Origin of the sequence: Cobetia sp. BMC6, from assembly GCF_029991385.1 — a bacterium.
Lineage (GTDB): Bacteria > Pseudomonadota > Gammaproteobacteria > Pseudomonadales > Halomonadaceae > Cobetia.
The window spans coordinates 341,226-359,649 of record NZ_JAKUMF010000003.1 but is presented as its reverse complement, the minus strand read 5'-3'; the positions used below and the strand labels follow the sequence as shown (position 1 = coordinate 359,649).

Sequence of the window (18,424 nt, the reverse complement as noted above, 5' to 3'; positions counted from 1 at the left end):
ATGAGGGTCAAGGGCGCCCAACGGGTACCCTTGACCCTCATCGCCAACGGCAGGCCCTCTGAGACAGATGCGCATCAGCGCGTCGATCATGAATTTGAGCAACAAGGAATCAACATGCGCAGCCACTATTGCGGCAAACTGAACGAGACCCTGATCGATCAGGATGTCACTCTGTGCGGGTGGGTGCACCGCCGTCGCGACCACGGTGGCGTCATCTTCCTCGACATGCGCGACCGTGATGGCATCGCCCAGATCGTCGTCGATCCGGACACCGTCGATGCCTTCGCCACTGCCGACAAGGCGCGCAGCGAGTTCGTGCTGCGTATCAAGGGCCGTATCCGTCTGCGCCCGGAAGGCACCCAGAACCCGAACATGCCGACAGGCATGATCGAAGTGCTGGCCAAGGACGTCGAAGTGCTCAACACTGCACAGACGCCGCCGTTCCAGCTCGACGACCACAACAAGGTCGGTGAGGAAGTTCGCCTCAAGTATCGTTATGTCGACCTGCGTCGTCCCGACATGATCGAGAAGCTTCGCCTGCGCTCGCGCATCACTCACAGCGTGCGCGCCCAGCTCGAAGCCCTGGGCTTCCTCGACATCGAAACCCCGATCCTGACCCGCGCCACGCCGGAAGGCGCACGTGACTATCTGGTGCCGAGCCGCACCTACGCCGGCAGCTTCTTCGCACTGCCGCAGTCTCCGCAGCTGTTCAAGCAGCTGCTGATGGTCGCCGGTGTCGATCGTTACTACCAGATCGCCAAATGCTTCCGTGATGAAGACCTGCGCGCTGACCGTCAGCCGGAGTTCACCCAGATCGACCTCGAAGCCAGCTTCGTCGACGAGCAGGACATCATGGGCATGACCGAGACCATGATCCGTGGTCTCTACAAAGAAGTGCTCGATGTCGAGCTGGGCGACTTCCCGACCATGCCGTATTCCGAGGCCATCAGCCGCTTCGGTTCCGACAAGCCGGACCTGCGCATTCCGCTGGAACTGGTCGATGTCGATGATCTGATGAGCGGCGTGGACTTCAAGGTCTTCTCCGGCCCGGCCAAGGACGACAAGGGCCGCGTCGCCGCGCTGCGTGTGCCGGGCGGTGCCAGCCTGTCACGCAAGGAAATCGACGCTTACACCAAGTTCGTCGGCATCTACGGTGCCAAGGGTCTGGCGTGGATCAAGGTCAACGAACGTGCCAAGGGCATCGAGGGTCTGCAGTCGCCGATCGTCAAGTTCATGGAAGACGTCGTGGACGAAGTGCTGGACCGCTGTGGCGCCGTCGATGGCGACATCGTGTTCTTCGGTGCTGACAAGGCCAACATCGTGGCCGAAGCCATCGGTGCGCTGCGCGTCAAGCTGGGTGAAGACCTCAACCTCTACACCCGCGAGTGGGCACCGCTGTGGGTCGTCGACTTCCCGATGTTCGAAGCCGATGCCAACGGCCGCCTGAGTGCGCTGCACCACCCGTTCACCGCGCCGTCCTGCACACCGGAAGAGCTCAAGGCCAACCCGGAAGCGGCACTGTCTCGCGCCTACGACATGGTCATCAACGGCACCGAGCTGGGTGGTGGCTCCATCCGTATCCACGATCAGGCCATGCAGCGTACCGTGTTCGAAGTGCTGGGCATCGGTGAAGAAGAAGCGGAAGAAAAGTTCGGCTTCCTGCTCGACGCCCTGAAGTTCGGCGCGCCGCCCCATGGTGGTCTGGCCTTCGGTCTCGACCGTCTGGTGATGCTGATGACCGGCGCCAAGACCATTCGTGAAGTGATTGCCTTCCCGAAAACCCAGAGCGCCGGCTGCATGATGACCGACGCTCCGGGCGTGGTCAGCGGTGAGCAGCTCAAGGAGCTGAACATCCGTCTGCGTCAGAAGGTCAAGGTCGAAGACGAAAGCGGCCAGGCCTGATTCAGCGGCGCATGACCGAGAGAGTGACTGGTGGGGCCGTCTGGACTGATTCGATCAGACCCGGGCGGTCCCGCGGTGGCAGGTTTGCCCCTTTGGCCTGATAGGCTAGTGGGCGAGCAAGCCCGACAAGGCGGTGCGAGACTGTTTGCTGGCGTTCACGTCAGGCAATGACAGTGTCGCACCGCCTTTTTTGTGGCATGGTGGCTGGTTATATACACAGTAAGAGCGATGGCGTGATGACGACAGCGAAGACGCAAGGTGTGAGAGACGAGGCAGCGGCATGATCATTCTTGGCATCGACCCGGGCTCACGTCTGACCGGGTATGGGGTATTGGATGTCTCTGCGGCTCAGCCTCGCTATGTGGACAGTGGCTGCATCCGCATGTCACAGGTCAGCCTGGACCAGCGCCTGGCGCAGATCTATGCCGGTATCAGCGAGGTGATCGCCCTGCATCGCCCCGCGGAATTCGCCATCGAGCAGGTCTTCATGTCCAAGAACGCCGATTCGGCGCTCAAGCTGGGCCAGGCGCGCGGGGCTGCCATCGTGTGTGCGGCCAATCACGGCTTGCCGGTGTTCGAATATGGGCCGCGGCAGATCAAGCAGGCCGTGACCGGTACCGGTGCCGCCGAGAAGTCTCAGGTGCAGCATATGGTCACGCATACGCTCAAGCTCTCCGCCACGCCGCAGGCCGATGCCGCCGATGCGCTGGCCATCGCCTTGACGCATTGTTTCGCGCGTCGACGACTGACGCCCGGCAATGACCAGCTGGAAGCATTGGGGCTGGGGAATACCAGTCGACGCAAGGGAACCCGCGTGGGGCGTAGCAGCAGCTGGCGAGACTTCGAGCCTGACGCCTGACATGCCGCTGAGCGACAAATGCGGTATTGTGCTCAATTAATAGCGATTTTTCAGTCACTTGTAGAGTGTCTGCCGAGCTTGGCAGCAGCCGATTGCGTGATGCGCCAAGCCGCGCGGCATCAGGCTTCGGGTCCTCACCCAAGGTATGACTGTCAGAAAGATGCGACAAATTCGTCGTGACACTGGGACATGCCGCCTGCGCTTCATCTTTGGTAGGCTTGCCCGCATTGTAACAATCCGTGCAGAGAATCGGGCCTGCCAGCAGCAGGATCCTGACGAATACATTCTCTGCCGAGCAAGGACAGCCGCAACATGATTGGACGCCTGACCGGGACATTGCTGGAAAAACAACCGCCGCAGCTGGTGCTTGACGTACAGGGTGTCGGTTATGAACTGGAAGCTTCGATGAACACCCTGTTGGGCTTGCCGGCCGTGGGCGAACATTGCCAGCTTTACACCCACCTGGTGGTGCGCGAAGACGCGCAGTTGCTGTATGGCTTCGGCAAGGAGCCCGAGCGTCGTCTGTTCCGTGAATTGATCAAGATCTCCGGTGTCGGTCCGCGACTGGCGCTGGCGATTCTGTCGGGAATGGAGCAGTCCGATTTCATCCGCTGTGTTCATGACGAAGATAGCCGAGCGCTGACACGCCTGCCGGGCGTCGGCAAGAAGACGGCGGATCGCTTGATCATCGAGATGCGCGATCGCCTCAAGCATTGGACGCTGCCGGCGGATGATGGTCTGGATGAAATGGCGCGTGCCTCCCAGCCACAACCGCCGATCACGCATCCTCTGGCGGACGCCGAAGCCGCGCTGGTATCACTGGGCTACAAGCCTGTCGAGGCGGCCAAGATGCTCTCCGGACTGGAGACCGGCGCCTCTACGGAAGCGCTCATCAAGGCGGCGTTGGCGCGCAAGATGGCCAGCTGAGACCCTGCCAGAGCAGCAAACATGCGCCCTATAGTTTCCGTGAAGGAAATGGCGCATCGTGATTGGATTTATTGACTAGGGGTTGGCAGGTTACTGGGGTAGAAAGTGCGCGCTTGAACGCAGATGCGCTAGATCGTTGCATAGCCTTGGCGAACCTTGTCACCTGCCACTGACGCACGTTCATGGCCATGACCCGTGTCATGTGCGTGACCTGCGTCATCAGGAGTTGAGCAAGCATCATGATGGAGTCGGACCGACTGATCTCCGCGGCGACGCATGATCCGGAAGAGCGGATCGATCGCGCCAACCGGCCGCGCACGCTGAGTGACTACATCGGACAGCCCATCGTCCGCGAACAGATGGAAATCTTCATCAGTGCCGCGCGAGGGCGAGGCGATAGTCTGGATCACACTCTGGTCTTCGGCCCGCCCGGTCTCGGCAAGACGACGCTGGCGCATATCATCGCCAGCGAGATGAGTGTCGATATCAAGTCGACCTCAGGGCCGGTGCTGGAGCGGGCAGGCGACCTGGCAGCGATGCTGACCAACCTGCAGGAAGGCGATGTCCTGTTCATTGACGAGATTCACCGCCTGTCACCGGCTGTCGAGGAAGTGCTCTACCCGGCGATGGAAGATTATCAGCTCGATATTATGATCGGTGAAGGCCCCGCAGCCCGCTCGATCAAGCTTGAGCTGCCACGGTTCACCCTGGTGGGCGCGACGACGCGGGCGGGGCTGCTGACGGCGCCGCTTCGCGATCGCTTCGGTATCGTTCAGCGCCTCGAGTTCTACGATATCGAGTCACTCACCGACATCGTGGCCCGCAGTGCCAGGCTTTCCGGCATGGAAGTCGAGATGGACGGGGCACTGGAGATTGCACGACGTTCCCGCGGCACGCCGCGTATCGCCAATCGCCTGCTGCGCCGGGTGCGTGACTTCGCCGAAGTGCGCTCGGATGGTCGCTTGACGCTGGAAGTGGCCGACAAGGCGCTCAACATGCTCAATGTCGACAGCCACGGTCTGGATCACATGGACCGTCGACTGCTGTTGGCGATGATCGAGAAGTTCGATGGCGGGCCGGTCGGGGTCGACTCATTGGCGGCGGCCATCGGGGAAGAGCGCGATACCATCGAGGATGTTCTGGAGCCCTACCTGATCCAGCAGGGCTTCATGATGCGCACGGCGCGTGGGCGTCTGGTCACACGCTCGGCCTATCTGCACTTCGGGATCACCCCACGCGAAGAGCAGGCGCGCCTGGGACAGGAAGGAAATGACGCGTCATGACATCTGAAGACGCAGGAAATACGTTGAAGGGTGAAGCTGCATGTTTTCACCACACTGTGCGTGTCTACATCGAGGATACTGATGCCGGTGGCATCGTCTACTACGTGAATTATCTGCGCTTCATGGAGCGCGCACGCAGTGAATGGTTGCGAGCGAAGGGCTTCACGCAGCAAGCCTTGCTTGAAAAGGGCATTCAGTTGGTAGTACACAGTGTAACAAATCGTTATCTTCGTCCTGCGTATCTGGATGATCTGCTGACCGTGACGGCAACGGCAGGCGCATTACGCGGTGCTCGCTTGACGTTCACCCAACAGGCGCTGCGCGGTGAGCAGATATTGAGCGAAGCGGAAGTCGTGATCGCATGCGTTGATGCCACGACCTTGCGCCCCAGACGCTGGCCCGGGGAATTGCTCGCGGCTCTTGAGGTCTGAGACCACAAGGCGCGAGGAGGCCGCTGTCAGCCAGGCACAGAGACACCAGGCTGATGAACAGATTACTTATCGTGTCACTGAATGACGGTGGCACAGACTGAACCAAGTAAAGAGGGATTTCCGTGGAAGATTCGATGTCGATCATTTCGCTGTTCGTGAACGCCAGTCTGGTCGTTCAGGCAGTCATGTTGCTGTTGCTGGCAGCTTCCATTGCATCCTGGGTGGTGATCTTTCAGCGCGGGATGGCATTGTCCCGTGCCAAGCAGGCTTACGCGGCATTTGAAAAGCGCTTCTGGTCCGGGGTCGACCTCAATCACCTCTATCGTGAGTTACCGGCGGATGAAGAGTCCACCCCGGGTGCCTCCGGCGTCTTTCGTGCCGGCTTCCGCGAGTACAGCCGACTCAAGCCCAAGTCCAGCAATGCCGATGCGGTGATGGATGGCGTGCAACGCAGCATGCGCGTCACGCTGTCACGTGAGGAAGAGCGCTTGAATATTCACCTGCCGTTTCTGGCCACGGTCAGCTCCGTCAGCCCCTATGTCGGTCTGTTCGGCACCGTGTGGGGCATCATGGGCTCCTTCCAGGCGCTGGGTACTGCTCAGCAGGCAACCCTGACCACCGTCGCCCCCTGGATTGCCGAAGCCCTGGTCGCGACTGCCATGGGCCTGTTCGCGGCCATCCCGGCCGTCATCTTCTACAACCGTCTGGCCAGCCGTGCTGATCAGCTACTGGGTCGCTATGAAGACTTCGCCGAAGAACTTCACTCCATTCTGCATCGTAATCTGCACGGTCGTGGCAGCAACGACGCTTGAAGGGGGGCGAGTCAATGAAAGGACCGTATAGCAGAGGGCACAAGCGCAAGCTGTCCTCCGAGATCAATGTGGTGCCCTTCATCGACGTCATGTTGGTGTTGCTGGTCATCTTCATGATCACCGCGCCGATGATGACGCAGGGGGTTCAGGTCGAATTGCCCAAGGTCACCTCCAAGCCGATCGACAATCCCGATGATGTGACGCCATTGATCGTCTCGCTGGACGACAGCGGCAATTACTACATCGATCTGGGGTCGGATGAAGACAAGCGCACGCCGGTGGCACTGGATGAACTGGGCAGCAAAGTCGCGTCCATCGTGGCCGAGAAGCCCAAGACGCCCGTGTTGGTCAAGGGTGCCAGGACAGCGCCCTACGGCGATGTCATGGGACTGATGAGCACGCTGCAGGGCGCCGGTGTCCCCAATGTCGGGCTGATTTCAGAACCACCGACCGAGGGCTGATGGATGAGTCAGCCAGAGATAGAACAGCGGGTCGGGTTGGGATTGCCTGTAGTGCTGGCCGTTGGCCTGCACCTGGGCATCCTGATTCTGACTCTGGTGAGCTGGCCGGAATCCGAACCGGAGAAGACCAACACCACCATCGTCAATGCGACACTGGTCAGTACCGAGACCACGACCAATCAGGCCCAGCAGGCGAAGTCCAGCAAGGCGCGTGATGCAGCTGAAGAGTCCGATCAGCGCCAGAGCGCCAAGGAAGAGGCGGCCAGAGAGGCAGAGCTTGCAGCGGAGCAGCAACGCAGCGCCGCCGAGGAAAAGGCGGCTGCCCAGAAGGCTCAACAGCAAAAGGCAGCTGAACAGGCCAAGGCAGCAGAGCAGTTGAAGGCCGAGCAGGCGGCGGCCGCCAAGGCCAAGGCAGAAGCGGCCAGGCGTGCAGAGGAAGCCAAGGCGATTGCCCTTGATCGCAAGAAAGCAGAAGCGGAAAAGCAGGCCAAGGCCGAGGCCTTGAAAAAGGCGGAAGCCGAGAAGACTGCCAAGGCCAAGGCGGAAGCCGAAAAGGCCGCCAAGGAAAAAGCTGCAGAAGAAGCACGCAAGAAAGCCGAAGCGGAAAAGGCCGCCAAGGCCAAGGCAGACGCTGAAGCCAAGAAGGCGGAAGCTGAAAAGGCAGCCAAGGCCAAGGCAGCAGCGGAAAAGGCCGAGAAGGAAAAGGCAGCCAAGGCAGCAGCGGAAAAGGCCGCCAAGGAGAAAGCAGCCAAGGCCAAGGCGGCGGAAGAAGCGCGCAAGAAAGCGTCCGCTGAGGCCGCACGCCAGAAGGCACTTGCCGAGAAAGCGGCGCAGGCCTCTGCCGGCTCGCTGGATAGCCTGATAGACAGTGAAAGTGACGCCATCAGTGGCGCCAAACAGGCCGCTCAGGCAGCCAACAGCTTCGAGAACCTGCTCAAGAAGTATGTCGGACAGAATTGGAATCGGCCCTCGGGCTCCGTTCCCGGTATGACGGTTACGCTGAGAGTGTCATTGTTGCCGACAGGCGAATTGGTAGCGGCTGCGGTCAGCAAGAGCAGTGGTAACGCCGCCTTCGATCGCTCCGCAGTTCAGGCGATCCAGAAAGCAGCGCCGTTTACCGAGATGCAGGACCTGCCGGCTGGTGCCAAGAGCCAGTTCCGAAACTTCAACCTGTACTTCAATCCAGAGGACCTGGGCCGATGAGACGATTGACCGCATGGATGATGGCAGCCGCCTTGCTGGCAGTGACCAGCCTGGCAAGAGCTGACCTGACCATCGAGATCACCAAGGGCAATGACAGCGCCACACCTATCGCTGTCGTGCCGTTCGAGAATCTGACCGGGGGAAGTCTGCCGCAGGACCTCGCACGCATCATCTCCGATGACCTGGCGCGCAGTGGCCAGTTCGACCCGATCAAGCGCGACAATCTGATCGCGTTGCCGGGTACGACGCAGGACGTCTTTGTCAATGACTGGAAGCGCCTGGGGGCCAGTTACCTCGTGGTGGGGCAGGTAAAGACGGCCAGCAATGGTGGTTATAGCATCCAGTATGAGCTGATGGACGTGCTGGGTAACAAGCGCATGCTTGGCGAAGTCATCACCGGAAGCAATGGTGAGCTGCGCGCGCGTGGCCATTATATGAGCGATGAAATATTTGAGGAAATTACTGGAATTCGCGGTGCTTTCTCGACAAAAATCGCATACATTACCGCCAAAGGTGTTGGCGACAATATTCGCTTTGCCCTGTACGTGGCGGACTCAGATGGCCACAATAGTCAGGAGGTTCTGGCGTCCGATGAACCGATCATGTCACCAGCATGGTCGCCGGATGGCAAGAAGCTGGCCTATGTCAGTTTTGAAGCCGAACGTCCCGCTATCTATGTGCAGGAATTGGGTAGTGGTCGTCGTGCAAAACTGACAGGTTTCCGAGGCATCAATGGTGCCCCAGCCTGGTCGCCGGATGGTCGTAAACTGGCAATGGCATTGTCAAAGGACGGCCAGCCGGAAATCTATGTGATGGATATTGCCAGTCGACAGTTTCAGCGTCTGACCAACAATCCTGCGATCGATACCGAGCCGGATTGGTTGCCGGATGGTAGCGGTATGGTGTTCACCTCTGATCGTGCAGGCTCCCCTCAGATCTATCGTCTTGATCTGTCCGGCGGCACGGAACGTGTGACATATACCGGCAATTACAACTCCCGCGGGCGCATCTCACCCGATGGCGAGAACCTGTTCATGATCAACCGCGCAGGCAACGGTTATCAGGTTGCCAAGCAAGATCTGAAGAGCGGTCGGGTTACCTCCCTGACCGATACTCAGTGGGATGAATCACCAAGTGTTGCGCCGAATGGCACTATGGTGATATATGCCACTCAGCAAGGAACCCGCGGGGTCCTGGGCCAGGTGTCGGCAGACGGAAGGGCACAATTCTCCCTGCCGTCAGCACAAGGCGACGTGCGTGAACCTGCGTGGTCGCCGTTCCTGAACTAAACCACTAGAATGCAACTGAGTCACCAAGAAAGGCTTGGCATTCGTACCCATTAGAGCAAGGAGTTTCACAATGCAGTTCACCCCGTATGCAAAAGGTCTGTTGGTTGCCCTGTCCCTGAGCGTCATGGCAGGTTGTTCCAGCAGCGGCGGCGCTCAGGACGGCGACATGGATTCAGCCAACAGCGGTGCGAACACTGTCGGCATGAACACTGGTGCCAACAGCAACGCCAGCCAGATGAGCAACGCCACCATGCCTGACGTGCGTACCATCTACTTCGCCTTCAACAAGGACACCATCCGTCCTGAGTTCGAAAGCGTCCTGATGGGTCACGCTCAGTACCTGAAAGCCAACACCAGCGCCAATGTCGTTCTGGAAGGCCACGCTGATGAGCGCGGTACTCGTGAATACAACCTGGGTCTGGGCGAGCGTCGTGCCAAGTCTGTCGCACGCTTCCTGACTGTCCAGGGCGTGTCTCCGTCACAGATCGAGATCGTCTCCTACGGTGAAGAGCGTCCGGCAGTCCAGGGCCACGGCGAGTCTTCCTACGCCAAAAACCGTCGTGTGGTCTTCGACTACTAAGCACGGTTCACCTCCGCTCCTCCCCAAGTAGGCGCGGAGACGATAGAAACTCGTGTTGAGCTGGCCCGGGCTAGAGGCATGTCCTTGAACCCCGGGCTTGCTTGCGCGATACCATGATGATTCGGCGGAGCCGACAGCATGAAACACAGCCTGAAAGGGTTGTTCGGTGCGGGAGCCTTGTTGCTCCCGTTGTCCGTTTTGGCCGCACCGACGGTCGAGGACCTCACTGGGCAATCAAACTCGCTCTATCAGCAGGCCAATACTCGTTTGAGTGGCGGCGGCACCCTGACCCTTCTCAACCAACTCGACGAACAGGCACAGGAAATTGCCCGGCTTCGCGGCCGGATCGATGAGCTGGAATATCAGTTCAAGCGCCTGACCGAGATGTCGCAGCAACGCTACCTGGATCTGGAGCAGCGGGTTTCTGGCGGCGCTTCCGCCGGGGAGAACGGTCAGGTTGTCGATTCACAGGCAGCAACGGCAGTCACTGGCGGTGCAAGTGCCGGCGGTGCTGCAGCCAGCACCAATGGCGCCAGCAATGCCGACAGCGGTGCAGCGGCCCAGAAGGATTACGAGAAAGCCTTCGCCAAGGTTCAGTCTCGCGACTTCGATGGTGCCATTGTCGCCTTTGAAGCCTTCGTGGTGGACCATGGGGATTCCAATCTCGCAGCCAATGCCCATTACTGGCTGGGCGAGCTGTATTCGGCCAAAAATCAGCTGGATGCTTCCGCCCAGGCCTTCGAGACCGTGATCAGCGAATTCTCGCAATCCAGCAAGGTGCCGGATGCGATGTACAAGCTGGGGCTGGTCAAGGCGCGTCAAGGCAAGGCACAGGAAAGTCGCTCCTTGCTCCAGAAGCTGGTCCAGCAGTATCCGGACAGCAAGGCTGGCACCATGGCCAAGGACTTCCTATCCTCCGGCACCTGAGTGCCCGTGGCCATTGGCCACCTGTATTCCCCAAAGCCCGCGCTTGGTATTCTACCAGGTGGGGGCTTTGCGTTATGTGGCGCTCGGCCCATCATGCCATCGGCAGGCGACCCGAGCGCGACCCATGTGGCCAAGCAAGTATTGCCGGTGAAGAGGCAGTGACTCTTATCGGCCGTTGACGACAGATCTCAGACAGGGATATCACCATGGCAGAGTGCAAGATCGACTATCAGGCCCCGGACGACATGCTGAAAGGGCGAATCATTCTGGTGACCGGGGCGGGGTCCGGCATTGGGCGTGAAGCGGCAGTCGAATATGCGCGACATGGGGCGACGGTGATATTGCTGGGCAGAACCATTGCCAAGCTGGAAGAAGTCTATGACGAGATCGAGGCCTTGGGAGCACCACAGCCGGCCATCTATCCGCTCAACTTTGAAGGGGCTTCCCTCAAGGATTATCAGCAGATGGCTGATACCCTGCACAGCGAGTTCGGTCGTCTGGATGGTCTGCTGCACAACGCCAGCCTGCTGGGCAAGATCACTCCGTTCGAGCAGTATGATCCGGCGCTGTGGGAGCAGGTCATGCAGGTCAATATCAATGGGCCCATCTGGATGGTCCAGGCGTTGCTGCCATTGCTCAAGGCCTCGAAGGATGCCTCCGTCGTGCTGACAAGCTCCAGTGTCGGGCGCAAGGGGCGTGCCTTCTGGGGCGCCTACAGTGTCTCCAAGTTCGCCACGGAAGGCTTCTCACAGATGCTGGCTCAGGAACTGGAGAATACCAGTCAGGTGCGGGTCAATACGCTCAATCCCGGTGGCACGCGGACTCCGATGCGCAAGTCGGCGTTTCCGGCCGAAGACCCCGATACCCTGCGCACGCCCGCCGACATCATGCCGACCTATCTGTGGTTGATGGGGCCGGACAGTCGTGGTCGTACCGGCGAGATGTTCGATGCCCAACCGCCGAAAACCTGAGTGCTGGTCGATTATCAACGCCTCATCGGATGACGAGTGACGCCGCCAGGCGTGTCATTCGATGTACCCTACAACAAGAACGCCGACGGCATTGGCCGTCGGCGTTCTTGTGTCTGGCTGCTTGTGTCTATCTTCTGATATTCATCTGCGGATCACTCGCTCGTAGGGGCTGGTTCGTGCGAGCTGTGTCCATGTCGCTCGGTCAGCGCAGGTCTGCTGCCCGGAGCGCGGCATTGATGACTTCTTCCGAGGTGTCAAACCACACATCGGCAGGCCAGGCGTCCACATCGTCACCCTCACGGACATAGCCGTAGCGCACCGCGACCGCCAGCATGCCCGCCGCGCGAGCCGCCTGCATGTCACGGTCATGATCCCCCAGGTACCAGCATTCGAAAGCATCGACGCCGAGGCAGCGCGCCGCCTCCCACAGAGGCTCTGGATGCGGCTTCTTGACAGGCAGGTCATCGGCACACAGCAGGCAGCCGGGCGTAAGCTCGAGCGCGGCGATCAGCGGCTCGGCGAACTGACGGGGCTTGTTGGTCACGATGCCCCACGGCAGGCCTGCGCGCTGACAGATCTCGATCAGGGCGTCATAGCCCGGGAACAGCACACTGTGCGCCGCGACATCGCGGGCATAGAACTCCAGCAGGCGAGTGCGCTCGCTGGCATGCTCGGGATGATCGAGCTCATGGCCCAGGGCCAGCGTCACCAGAGCGCTGCCACCATGCGAGACTTCGGCGCGAATCACGTCGTAGTCCAGCGCCGGCAGGGTGTGATGCTGACGCAGCTCATTGGTGGCGCGTGCCAGGTCTGGCGCGGTGTCCACCAGGGTGCCATCGAGATCGAAGATCAAGGCGGCGGGGCGAGGTAGCGCGGCCGGCAGGCTCACGCAAGCTCTCCCTCGGTCGGGCGACGCGTGTGCATCAGGTAGTTGACGGAGAGGTCGGAGGAATTCAGGCGATATTTGCGCGTCAGCGGGTTGTAGGTCATGCCGGTGGAGCCTTCCATCTTGAGGCCCGCATCACGTGTCCAGCGACCCAGCTCGGCCGGACGGATGAACTTGCGATACTCGTGAGTGCCACGTGGCAGCATCTGCAGCACATATTCCGCGCCGAGGATCGCGAAGGCATACGCCTTGGGATTGCGGTTGATGGTCGAGAAGAACACCATGCCGCCGGGCTTGACCAACCGTGCGCAGGCCGCGATCACCGAGGATGGGTCCGGCACGTGCTCGAGCATTTCCAGACAGGTGACGACGTCGAACTGGCCGGCCATCTCTTCTGCAGCGGCTTCGGCGGTGGTCTGGCGATAGTCCACTTCGACACCGGACTCCAGCTGGTGCAGGCGGGCAACGGAAAGTGGCGCCTCACCCATGTCGATACCCGTCACCTGGGCACCACGATGTGCCATGGCTTCGGAGAGAATGCCGCCGCCGCAGCCGACGTCGATCACGCGTTTGCCTGCCAGGCCAGCGTGGGTGTCGATATAGTCGACCCGCAACGGATTGATGTCATGCAGCGGCTTGAATTCACTGTCACGGTCCCACCAGCGACTGGCCAATGCCGAGAACTTGGCGATCTCGCTGGCATCGACATTGCCCAGATGGTCCTGGGGCTGGGCATCTTGCTGGGTGTCGTTATCGCTCATCTTTGCATCCTTACCGTTACGGAAGTGCTGTTCGGGAGGTGTCAGGCCTGTACAGGCACCTTACCCTCGGGCACGATTCCACCATTCTAATCCGACTGCCGTCGCGGGTCAGCGTCCAGCGCAAAAAACTCATCATGACGGGCACTTGCGTTACGATGGGGCAGGACGTCGCGCCACGCGCGATGGCCAGTCGACATTATTGTCATGTAGCAACGGGGAGTGGTCATGAGCCTGGTTCCGATTCGCTGGGTAAGCCAGCAAGAGTGTGCGTCGCGGGAAGAAGACACGGCAGTAGCCCAGCCCGATGCCCGCGCTGGCGTCACTCATGATGTCACTTCTGATGTCACTCAGCCGGCGGTGAAGCTTGCGCTGCTCGACCAGCGCCTGCTGCCGGGTGAAACTCGCGAGGTGCTGCTTGAGGATGCACGCGGGGTCGCGACTGCCATTACCGACATGGTGGTTCGCGGTGCACCGGCCATCGGGATCGCCGCCGCCTATGGCGTGGCGCTGGAGGCTTTCGTCATCAACCGCGAGGGCGGCGACTGGCAGTCACGCCTGGCCAGCGCCTGTGATGTGCTGGCTGCCTCGCGTCCGACAGCAGTCAACCTGTTCTGGGCGCTGGATCGCATGCGCAAGGTGATTGCCGCACACGCCACCCAGTCGCAGGCCCCGTATGAAGCGTTGCTGAAGGAGGCCGTGCGCATTCATGAGCAGGATCTGGACGACAATCTGCGCATGGCCGAGTTTGGTGCCCAGGTGATTGCGGCCTCCCTTGCACAAGGCGAGACGCGGTGCGAGGTCATGACCCACTGCAATACCGGCGCGCTGGCCACCGGCGGCCACGGCACGGCGTTGGGCGTGATCCGTACCGCCTACGCTCAGGGCATTCTTGGCCGTGTGCATGTCAACGAAACGCGCCCCTGGTGGCAAGGCTCTCGCCTGACGGCGTGGGAGCTGGTGCAGGAGCAGATCCCCGCACGGCTGGCCGTGGAAGGCGCAGCCTCGTTGATCATGCAGCAGGGGGCGCGGACGCCGGAAGGGGTGCGCTGGTTGATCGTCGGCGCGGACCGCATTGCCGCCAACGGTGACACGGCCAACAAGATCGGCACCTTCTCGCTGGCCGTTCAGGCGCGCGCCCACGGCATCAAGGTCATGGTCGTGGCGCCTCTGGCCACGTTCGATGGCACCCTGGCCAGTGGCGCGGACATCCCCATCGAGACGCGCGGCGCCGACGAACTGCGTGAGGCGGGTGGTCGCCAGATCGCGCCGCAGGACATCGATGTCTTCAACCCGGTCTTTGATGTCACACCGCATGAGTATATTGATGCCATCGTCACGGAACATGGCGTGGTAGAGTCGCCCGATAGTGACAGTGTTGGTGCGCTGCTCGGCCGCGCCATGCGCCGTTGATAGCGATTCAGCAAGTGGTAGCGCTTGGCAAGCCTCGGATAGTGCAGGAATTTCGCACTCCTTGATCAAACTGGCATAATCCCTGCCTATGATGAAGGATGGTCGTTGATTGGCTTCGACGGCAGTAACCCGGTGGAGGCCCTTCGATGGGCTTCACCACGACATAGACACAAGGAAGACGCTACATGATACGCAAGGCTGTTCTGCCTGTTGCCGGTCTCGGCACACGTTGCCTCCCGGCCTCCAAGGCCATCCCCAAGGAAATGATCACCATCGTCGACAAGCCGGTGATCCAATATGTGGTGGAAGAAGCGGTCGCAGCCGGTATCAAGGAAATCGTGCTGGTTACCCATTCCAGCAAGAACGCCATCGAGAACCACTTCGACAAGCACTTCGAGCTGGAAACCACCCTGGAAGCCAAGGGCAAGCTCGAGCTGCTCGAACAGCTGCGTAACATCATCCCGGATGACGTCAAGATCATCAGCGTGCGCCAGCCGGAGCCGCTGGGTCTGGGCCACGCCGTGTTGTGTGCCAAGCCGATCGTCGGTGATGAGCCGTTCATCGTCATGCTGCCGGACGTGCTGGTTGATGGCGAAGGTCTCGAGAAGAATGACCTGGCGCGCATGATGGAGGCCTATGAAGCTACCAACGCCGCCCAGATCATGGTCGAGAATGTCCCGAAGGATATGGCCTACAAGTACGGTATCGTCGCGATCGACAGTGACACGCCGGAAGCTGGCAAGTCCGCCTTGATCAATGGCATGGTCGAAAAACCGGCCCCGGGCACCGAGCCGTCGACCCTGGCGGTCATCGGCCGTTATCTGCTGCCGGGCCGTATCTTCGAGCTTCTGGAGAACACTCCGCCGGGCGCGGGTGGTGAGATTCAGCTGACCGATGCCATCGACACCCTGCGTGACGACAAGGCCGTCGCGGCCTACCGCATGGCCGGCGATACCTACGATTGCGGCCACCAGCTGGGCTATCTTGAAGCGACTCTTTCCTTCGCCAAGCGTCACCCGACCTTCGGTGAAGGCTTCCGCGAGCTGCTGACTCGCTACCAGGAGAAATAAGCCATGCAGGTGCTGGTGCACGGAAGCGAACTGGCGGCGGCAACGGCCAGCGCCGCTCTGGCGAGCGTGGGTCACCGTGTCTGGTGGTGGCCGCATGAGGATATGGACTGGGCTGCCCTGGAACACGTCGACTGGTTGAACAGTGAGCCAGGCCTGCGTGAACGCCTTGATCGCCATCGGGAGCGCGGCGATCTCACTCTCATTGAGGACCTCGAGTCACTGCGGCGCATCGATATCCACTGGATCGCCGTCTCGCCGGACCAGCGCGAAAGTGCGCTGAGTCGTGTCGAGCAGCTGGTGGCGACCCTGGATGAGCCGCTGGTGCTGGTCAACAACTCGACTTTCCCGGTGGGCACGACCGAGCGTTTCGAGGCGTTGCTGCCGCGTGACGACCAGTACGCCGTCGCCTTGCCGGACATGCTGGAAGAGGGCCGTTCACTGGCCACCTTCGAGCGTCCGGCCCGCTGGTTGCTGGGCAGCGAAGCGGAACCTGCCACCCTGCGGGTGCAGGAGTTGCTGCGTGCCTTCAACCGACGTGAAGATGTCTTCCAGATCATGCCGCGCCGCGCCGCTGAACTGACCAAGCTGGCCATCAACGGCATGCTCGCGACGCGTATCAGCTACATGAACGAAGTGGCGGGTCTATCCGACTCCCTCGGCGTCGATGTGGAATATGTGCGTCAGGGCATGGGCGCCGACCCGCGTATCGGCTTCGGGTACCTCTATCCGGGCTGTGGATTCGGTGGCCCGAACTTCTCGCGTGACCTGATGCGTCTGGCCGATGTCCAGCACCAGACAGGGCGTGAATCAATGCTGCTCGAGCATGTGCTCGACATCAACGAAGCCAAGAAGGAGACGCTGTTCCGCAAGCTGTGGCAGCACTTCGATGGTGAATTGCGCGGTCGTACCGTGGCGATCTGGGGCGCGGCGTTCAAGCCGGGTACCGCGCGTATCGACCATGCGCCGGTCTTGACTCTGCTTGAGGCGCTGTGGGCCCAGGGTGTGCGCGTGCGCGTGCATGATCCCGCGGCCTTGTCGGCGCTGGGTGAGGCCTGTGGTGCGCATCCGTTGCTGGAGCTGGTCGATGGCAACATGTATGACGCCCTGGAGGGCGCTGATGCCCTGATGCTGGTCACCGAGTGGAAGTGCTACTGGAACCCGGACTGGCAGCGCCTGAAGCGTGAGCTGGGCGCGGGCCTGGTGCTCGATGGTCGCAACATCTTCGACCCGCGTTACGTGGCAAGTCAGGGTCTGGTCTATCGCGGCATCGGCCGCCGTGCCAGCCCCTGACGGGCATCTCGGCGGGTCAGGCTGACGCATTCTCAAGCTGATGTTCTCTCAGACTGACGCACCTTCAGGCTGACCCTTGCGTACTCGGTATGCAAAAGCCCTCATCCGGTTCCGGATGAGGGCTTTTTGTCGTGGGGCTCAGGTTTAAAATCTAGGCCGCCAGGCTTTTCATGATGACCGCCAGGCTGACTTCAGGCCCAGGGCTCGAGCACGAACTTGCCCACGTGACCCTTGCTCAGAAACTGTTGTTGCGCAGTAACAATCTCGGTCAATGGGAAGCTGGCCGCGATCAGCGGGCGAATCTCACCTTGCTCCACATAGCGGATCAGATTGGGGAAGGTGGCTTCACACCAGGCAGTGGTGCCGAGCAGGCGCAGGTTCTTGAGGTACAGGTCGCGCAGATCCAGCGTCACCATCGGGCCGGCGATGGCGCCGGTGGTCACCAGACGGCCGCCGCGTGCAAGCAACTTCATCATGACCGGAAAGTTGTCGCCCGCGACATTGTCGACCACCAGATCGACGCTTTCGTGGCCCAGCAGCTCGAGCAGGTCGGCCTTGCGGTCCAGTAGTCTGTCGGCGCCTAGTTCGGCAAGGGCCTCATGCTTGGCGGCGCCCGCTACGGCATACACCATTGCGCCGCGGCGCTTGGCCAGCTGCAACGCGGCGGAACCGACTCCGCCCGAGGCGCCCAGAATCAGCACACGCTCGCCCGCCTTGAGCTCTGCCTGTTCGAGCATGTTTTCCGCCGTGCCGTATGCGCAGGGCAGCGAGCCAAGCTCGACATCACTCCAGTCACAGTCCACCGCGAACACTTCACTGGCGCGCACGCTGACGAATTGCGCGAAGGCGCCGTCGAAGTCGGAGCCCATCCATTCATTTTCCAGTGAGTCCCAGCCCTCGCTGCGCATGCAGGAGCGTACCAGCACGCGCTTGCCCAGCAGGCTGGCATCCGCATTCGGGCCCAACGCCACCACCTCGCCACAGCAATCCGTGCCCTGTATCAGGGGGAAGGGCGTCTCTCCCTTCCAGCCACCTTCCGGCGGCGCCGGTTTGTCAGTCGTCGCCTCTGCATCCCCGTTATCATGCACGCTGCTGGCCTGCTGGGTCGCGGTAGTGATCGTGGAGGAATACCAGCCCAGACGCGTATTGATCTCGGTGTTGTTCATGCCAGCCGCCAGCACCTTGATCAGCACCTCGCCTTCACCGGGTGTCGGCACCGAGCGCTGCTGCGTCTCGAGGCATTCATAGCCCCCATGGCCGGTGGTCACGATCGCCAGCATGGAGTCGGGCAGAGAGGAGGTCGAGGTGTCAGTGGGCATCAGTATTCCCTTTTTTCAAAGTATGTATTTCGTGCGGTCAAAG

At 60.9% G+C, this 18,424-nt stretch carries 18 protein-coding genes; 15 read left to right on the top strand and 3 right to left on the bottom strand.

Features of this window, described 5'->3' with window-relative positions; all coding sequences use genetic code 11:
- The first annotated feature begins 114 nt into the window (after positions 1 to 114).
- The 12 genes from aspS to MKZ40_RS08880 all read left to right on the top strand — a co-directional run bounded on the left by aspS (position 115) and on the right by MKZ40_RS08880 (position 11,645).
- Positions 115 to 1,902: an aspartate--tRNA ligase gene (gene aspS / locus MKZ40_RS08935; RefSeq protein WP_043333603.1), complete on the top strand. Its 1,788-nt coding sequence runs from the start codon at positions 115 to 117 to the stop codon at positions 1,900 to 1,902.
- Positions 1,903 to 2,182: 280 nt separating this feature from the next.
- The gene (gene ruvC / locus MKZ40_RS08930) at positions 2,183 to 2,761 is read left to right on the top strand and encodes a crossover junction endodeoxyribonuclease RuvC (RefSeq protein ID WP_175088747.1); all 579 of its coding nucleotides are present in this window, start codon (positions 2,183 to 2,185) and stop codon (positions 2,759 to 2,761) included.
- Between the two features lie 312 nt (positions 2,762 to 3,073).
- Entirely contained in the window at positions 3,074 to 3,688 is a 615-nt protein-coding gene (gene ruvA / locus MKZ40_RS08925) for a Holliday junction branch migration protein RuvA (protein WP_175088748.1), read from the top strand.
- 239 nt (positions 3,689 to 3,927) lie between these two features.
- Positions 3,928 to 4,971 (top strand): Holliday junction branch migration DNA helicase RuvB, encoded by a 1,044-nt coding sequence (ruvB, locus tag MKZ40_RS08920; RefSeq protein WP_175088749.1) that lies wholly within the window; start codon positions 3,928 to 3,930, stop codon positions 4,969 to 4,971.
- Positions 4,968 to 5,402 (top strand): tol-pal system-associated acyl-CoA thioesterase, encoded by a 435-nt coding sequence (gene ybgC / locus MKZ40_RS08915; RefSeq protein ID WP_175088750.1) that lies wholly within the window; start codon positions 4,968 to 4,970, stop codon positions 5,400 to 5,402. The genes ruvB and ybgC overlap by 4 nt, the downstream gene beginning before the upstream one ends.
- A gap of 134 nt (positions 5,403 to 5,536) precedes the next feature.
- The gene (gene tolQ, locus MKZ40_RS08910) at positions 5,537 to 6,214 is read left to right on the top strand and encodes a protein TolQ (RefSeq protein ID WP_175088751.1); all 678 of its coding nucleotides are present in this window, start codon (positions 5,537 to 5,539) and stop codon (positions 6,212 to 6,214) included.
- A gap of 14 nt (positions 6,215 to 6,228) precedes the next feature.
- Positions 6,229 to 6,675 carry a protein TolR gene (gene tolR / locus MKZ40_RS08905; RefSeq protein WP_175088752.1) on the top strand — a complete coding sequence of 149 codons (447 nt, stop codon included), beginning with the start codon at positions 6,229 to 6,231 and terminating at the stop codon, positions 6,673 to 6,675.
- A gap of 3 nt (positions 6,676 to 6,678) precedes the next feature.
- On the top strand, positions 6,679 to 7,878 hold the full coding sequence (gene tolA, locus MKZ40_RS08900) for a cell envelope integrity protein TolA (protein ID WP_175088753.1): 1,200 nt from the start codon (positions 6,679 to 6,681) through the stop codon (positions 7,876 to 7,878).
- Positions 7,875 to 9,167 carry a Tol-Pal system beta propeller repeat protein TolB gene (gene tolB, locus MKZ40_RS08895; protein WP_175088754.1) on the top strand — a complete coding sequence of 431 codons (1,293 nt, stop codon included), beginning with the start codon at positions 7,875 to 7,877 and terminating at the stop codon, positions 9,165 to 9,167. The genes tolA and tolB overlap by 4 nt, the downstream gene beginning before the upstream one ends.
- A gap of 70 nt (positions 9,168 to 9,237) precedes the next feature.
- Positions 9,238 to 9,747, top strand: coding sequence for a peptidoglycan-associated lipoprotein Pal (pal, locus tag MKZ40_RS08890; RefSeq protein WP_175088755.1), 510 nt, complete (start codon positions 9,238 to 9,240; stop codon positions 9,745 to 9,747).
- Between the two features lie 138 nt (positions 9,748 to 9,885).
- On the top strand, positions 9,886 to 10,674 hold the full coding sequence (gene ybgF / locus MKZ40_RS08885) for a tol-pal system protein YbgF (RefSeq protein ID WP_175088756.1): 789 nt from the start codon (positions 9,886 to 9,888) through the stop codon (positions 10,672 to 10,674).
- A gap of 206 nt (positions 10,675 to 10,880) precedes the next feature.
- Positions 10,881 to 11,645, top strand: coding sequence for a YciK family oxidoreductase (locus MKZ40_RS08880; protein ID WP_175088757.1), 765 nt, complete (start codon positions 10,881 to 10,883; stop codon positions 11,643 to 11,645).
- Between the two features lie 202 nt (positions 11,646 to 11,847).
- Here MKZ40_RS08880 and MKZ40_RS08875 read toward each other — a convergent pair whose 3' ends face one another.
- Complete coding sequence (locus tag MKZ40_RS08875; RefSeq protein WP_175088860.1) at positions 11,848 to 12,528, bottom strand: HAD-IA family hydrolase; 681 nt, start codon at positions 12,526 to 12,528, stop codon at positions 11,848 to 11,850.
- Between the two features lie 2 nt (positions 12,529 to 12,530).
- The gene (gene ubiG, locus MKZ40_RS08870; protein WP_175088861.1) at positions 12,531 to 13,247 is read right to left on the bottom strand and encodes a bifunctional 2-polyprenyl-6-hydroxyphenol methylase/3-demethylubiquinol 3-O-methyltransferase UbiG; all 717 of its coding nucleotides are present in this window, start codon (positions 13,245 to 13,247) and stop codon (positions 12,531 to 12,533) included.
- Positions 13,248 to 13,517: 270 nt separating this feature from the next.
- Between ubiG and mtnA the strand changes: the two genes are divergently transcribed.
- The 3 genes from mtnA (at position 13,518) to MKZ40_RS08855 (ending at position 17,062) form a co-directional block, all read left to right on the top strand.
- On the top strand, positions 13,518 to 14,702 hold the full coding sequence (mtnA, locus tag MKZ40_RS08865) for an S-methyl-5-thioribose-1-phosphate isomerase (RefSeq protein WP_175088758.1): 1,185 nt from the start codon (positions 13,518 to 13,520) through the stop codon (positions 14,700 to 14,702).
- Positions 14,703 to 14,887: 185 nt separating this feature from the next.
- Positions 14,888 to 15,772 (top strand): UTP--glucose-1-phosphate uridylyltransferase GalU, encoded by an 885-nt coding sequence (gene galU, locus MKZ40_RS08860; protein WP_175088759.1) that lies wholly within the window; start codon positions 14,888 to 14,890, stop codon positions 15,770 to 15,772.
- Between the two features lie 3 nt (positions 15,773 to 15,775).
- Entirely contained in the window at positions 15,776 to 17,062 is a 1,287-nt protein-coding gene (locus MKZ40_RS08855; RefSeq protein WP_175088760.1) for a nucleotide sugar dehydrogenase, read from the top strand.
- Positions 17,063 to 17,253: 191 nt separating this feature from the next.
- Here the strand turns inward: MKZ40_RS08855 and MKZ40_RS08850 are convergent, their stop codons facing one another.
- The gene (locus MKZ40_RS08850; protein ID WP_217485808.1) at positions 17,254 to 18,381 is read right to left on the bottom strand and encodes an alcohol dehydrogenase family protein; all 1,128 of its coding nucleotides are present in this window, start codon (positions 18,379 to 18,381) and stop codon (positions 17,254 to 17,256) included.
- Positions 18,382 to 18,424 lie beyond the last annotated feature (43 nt).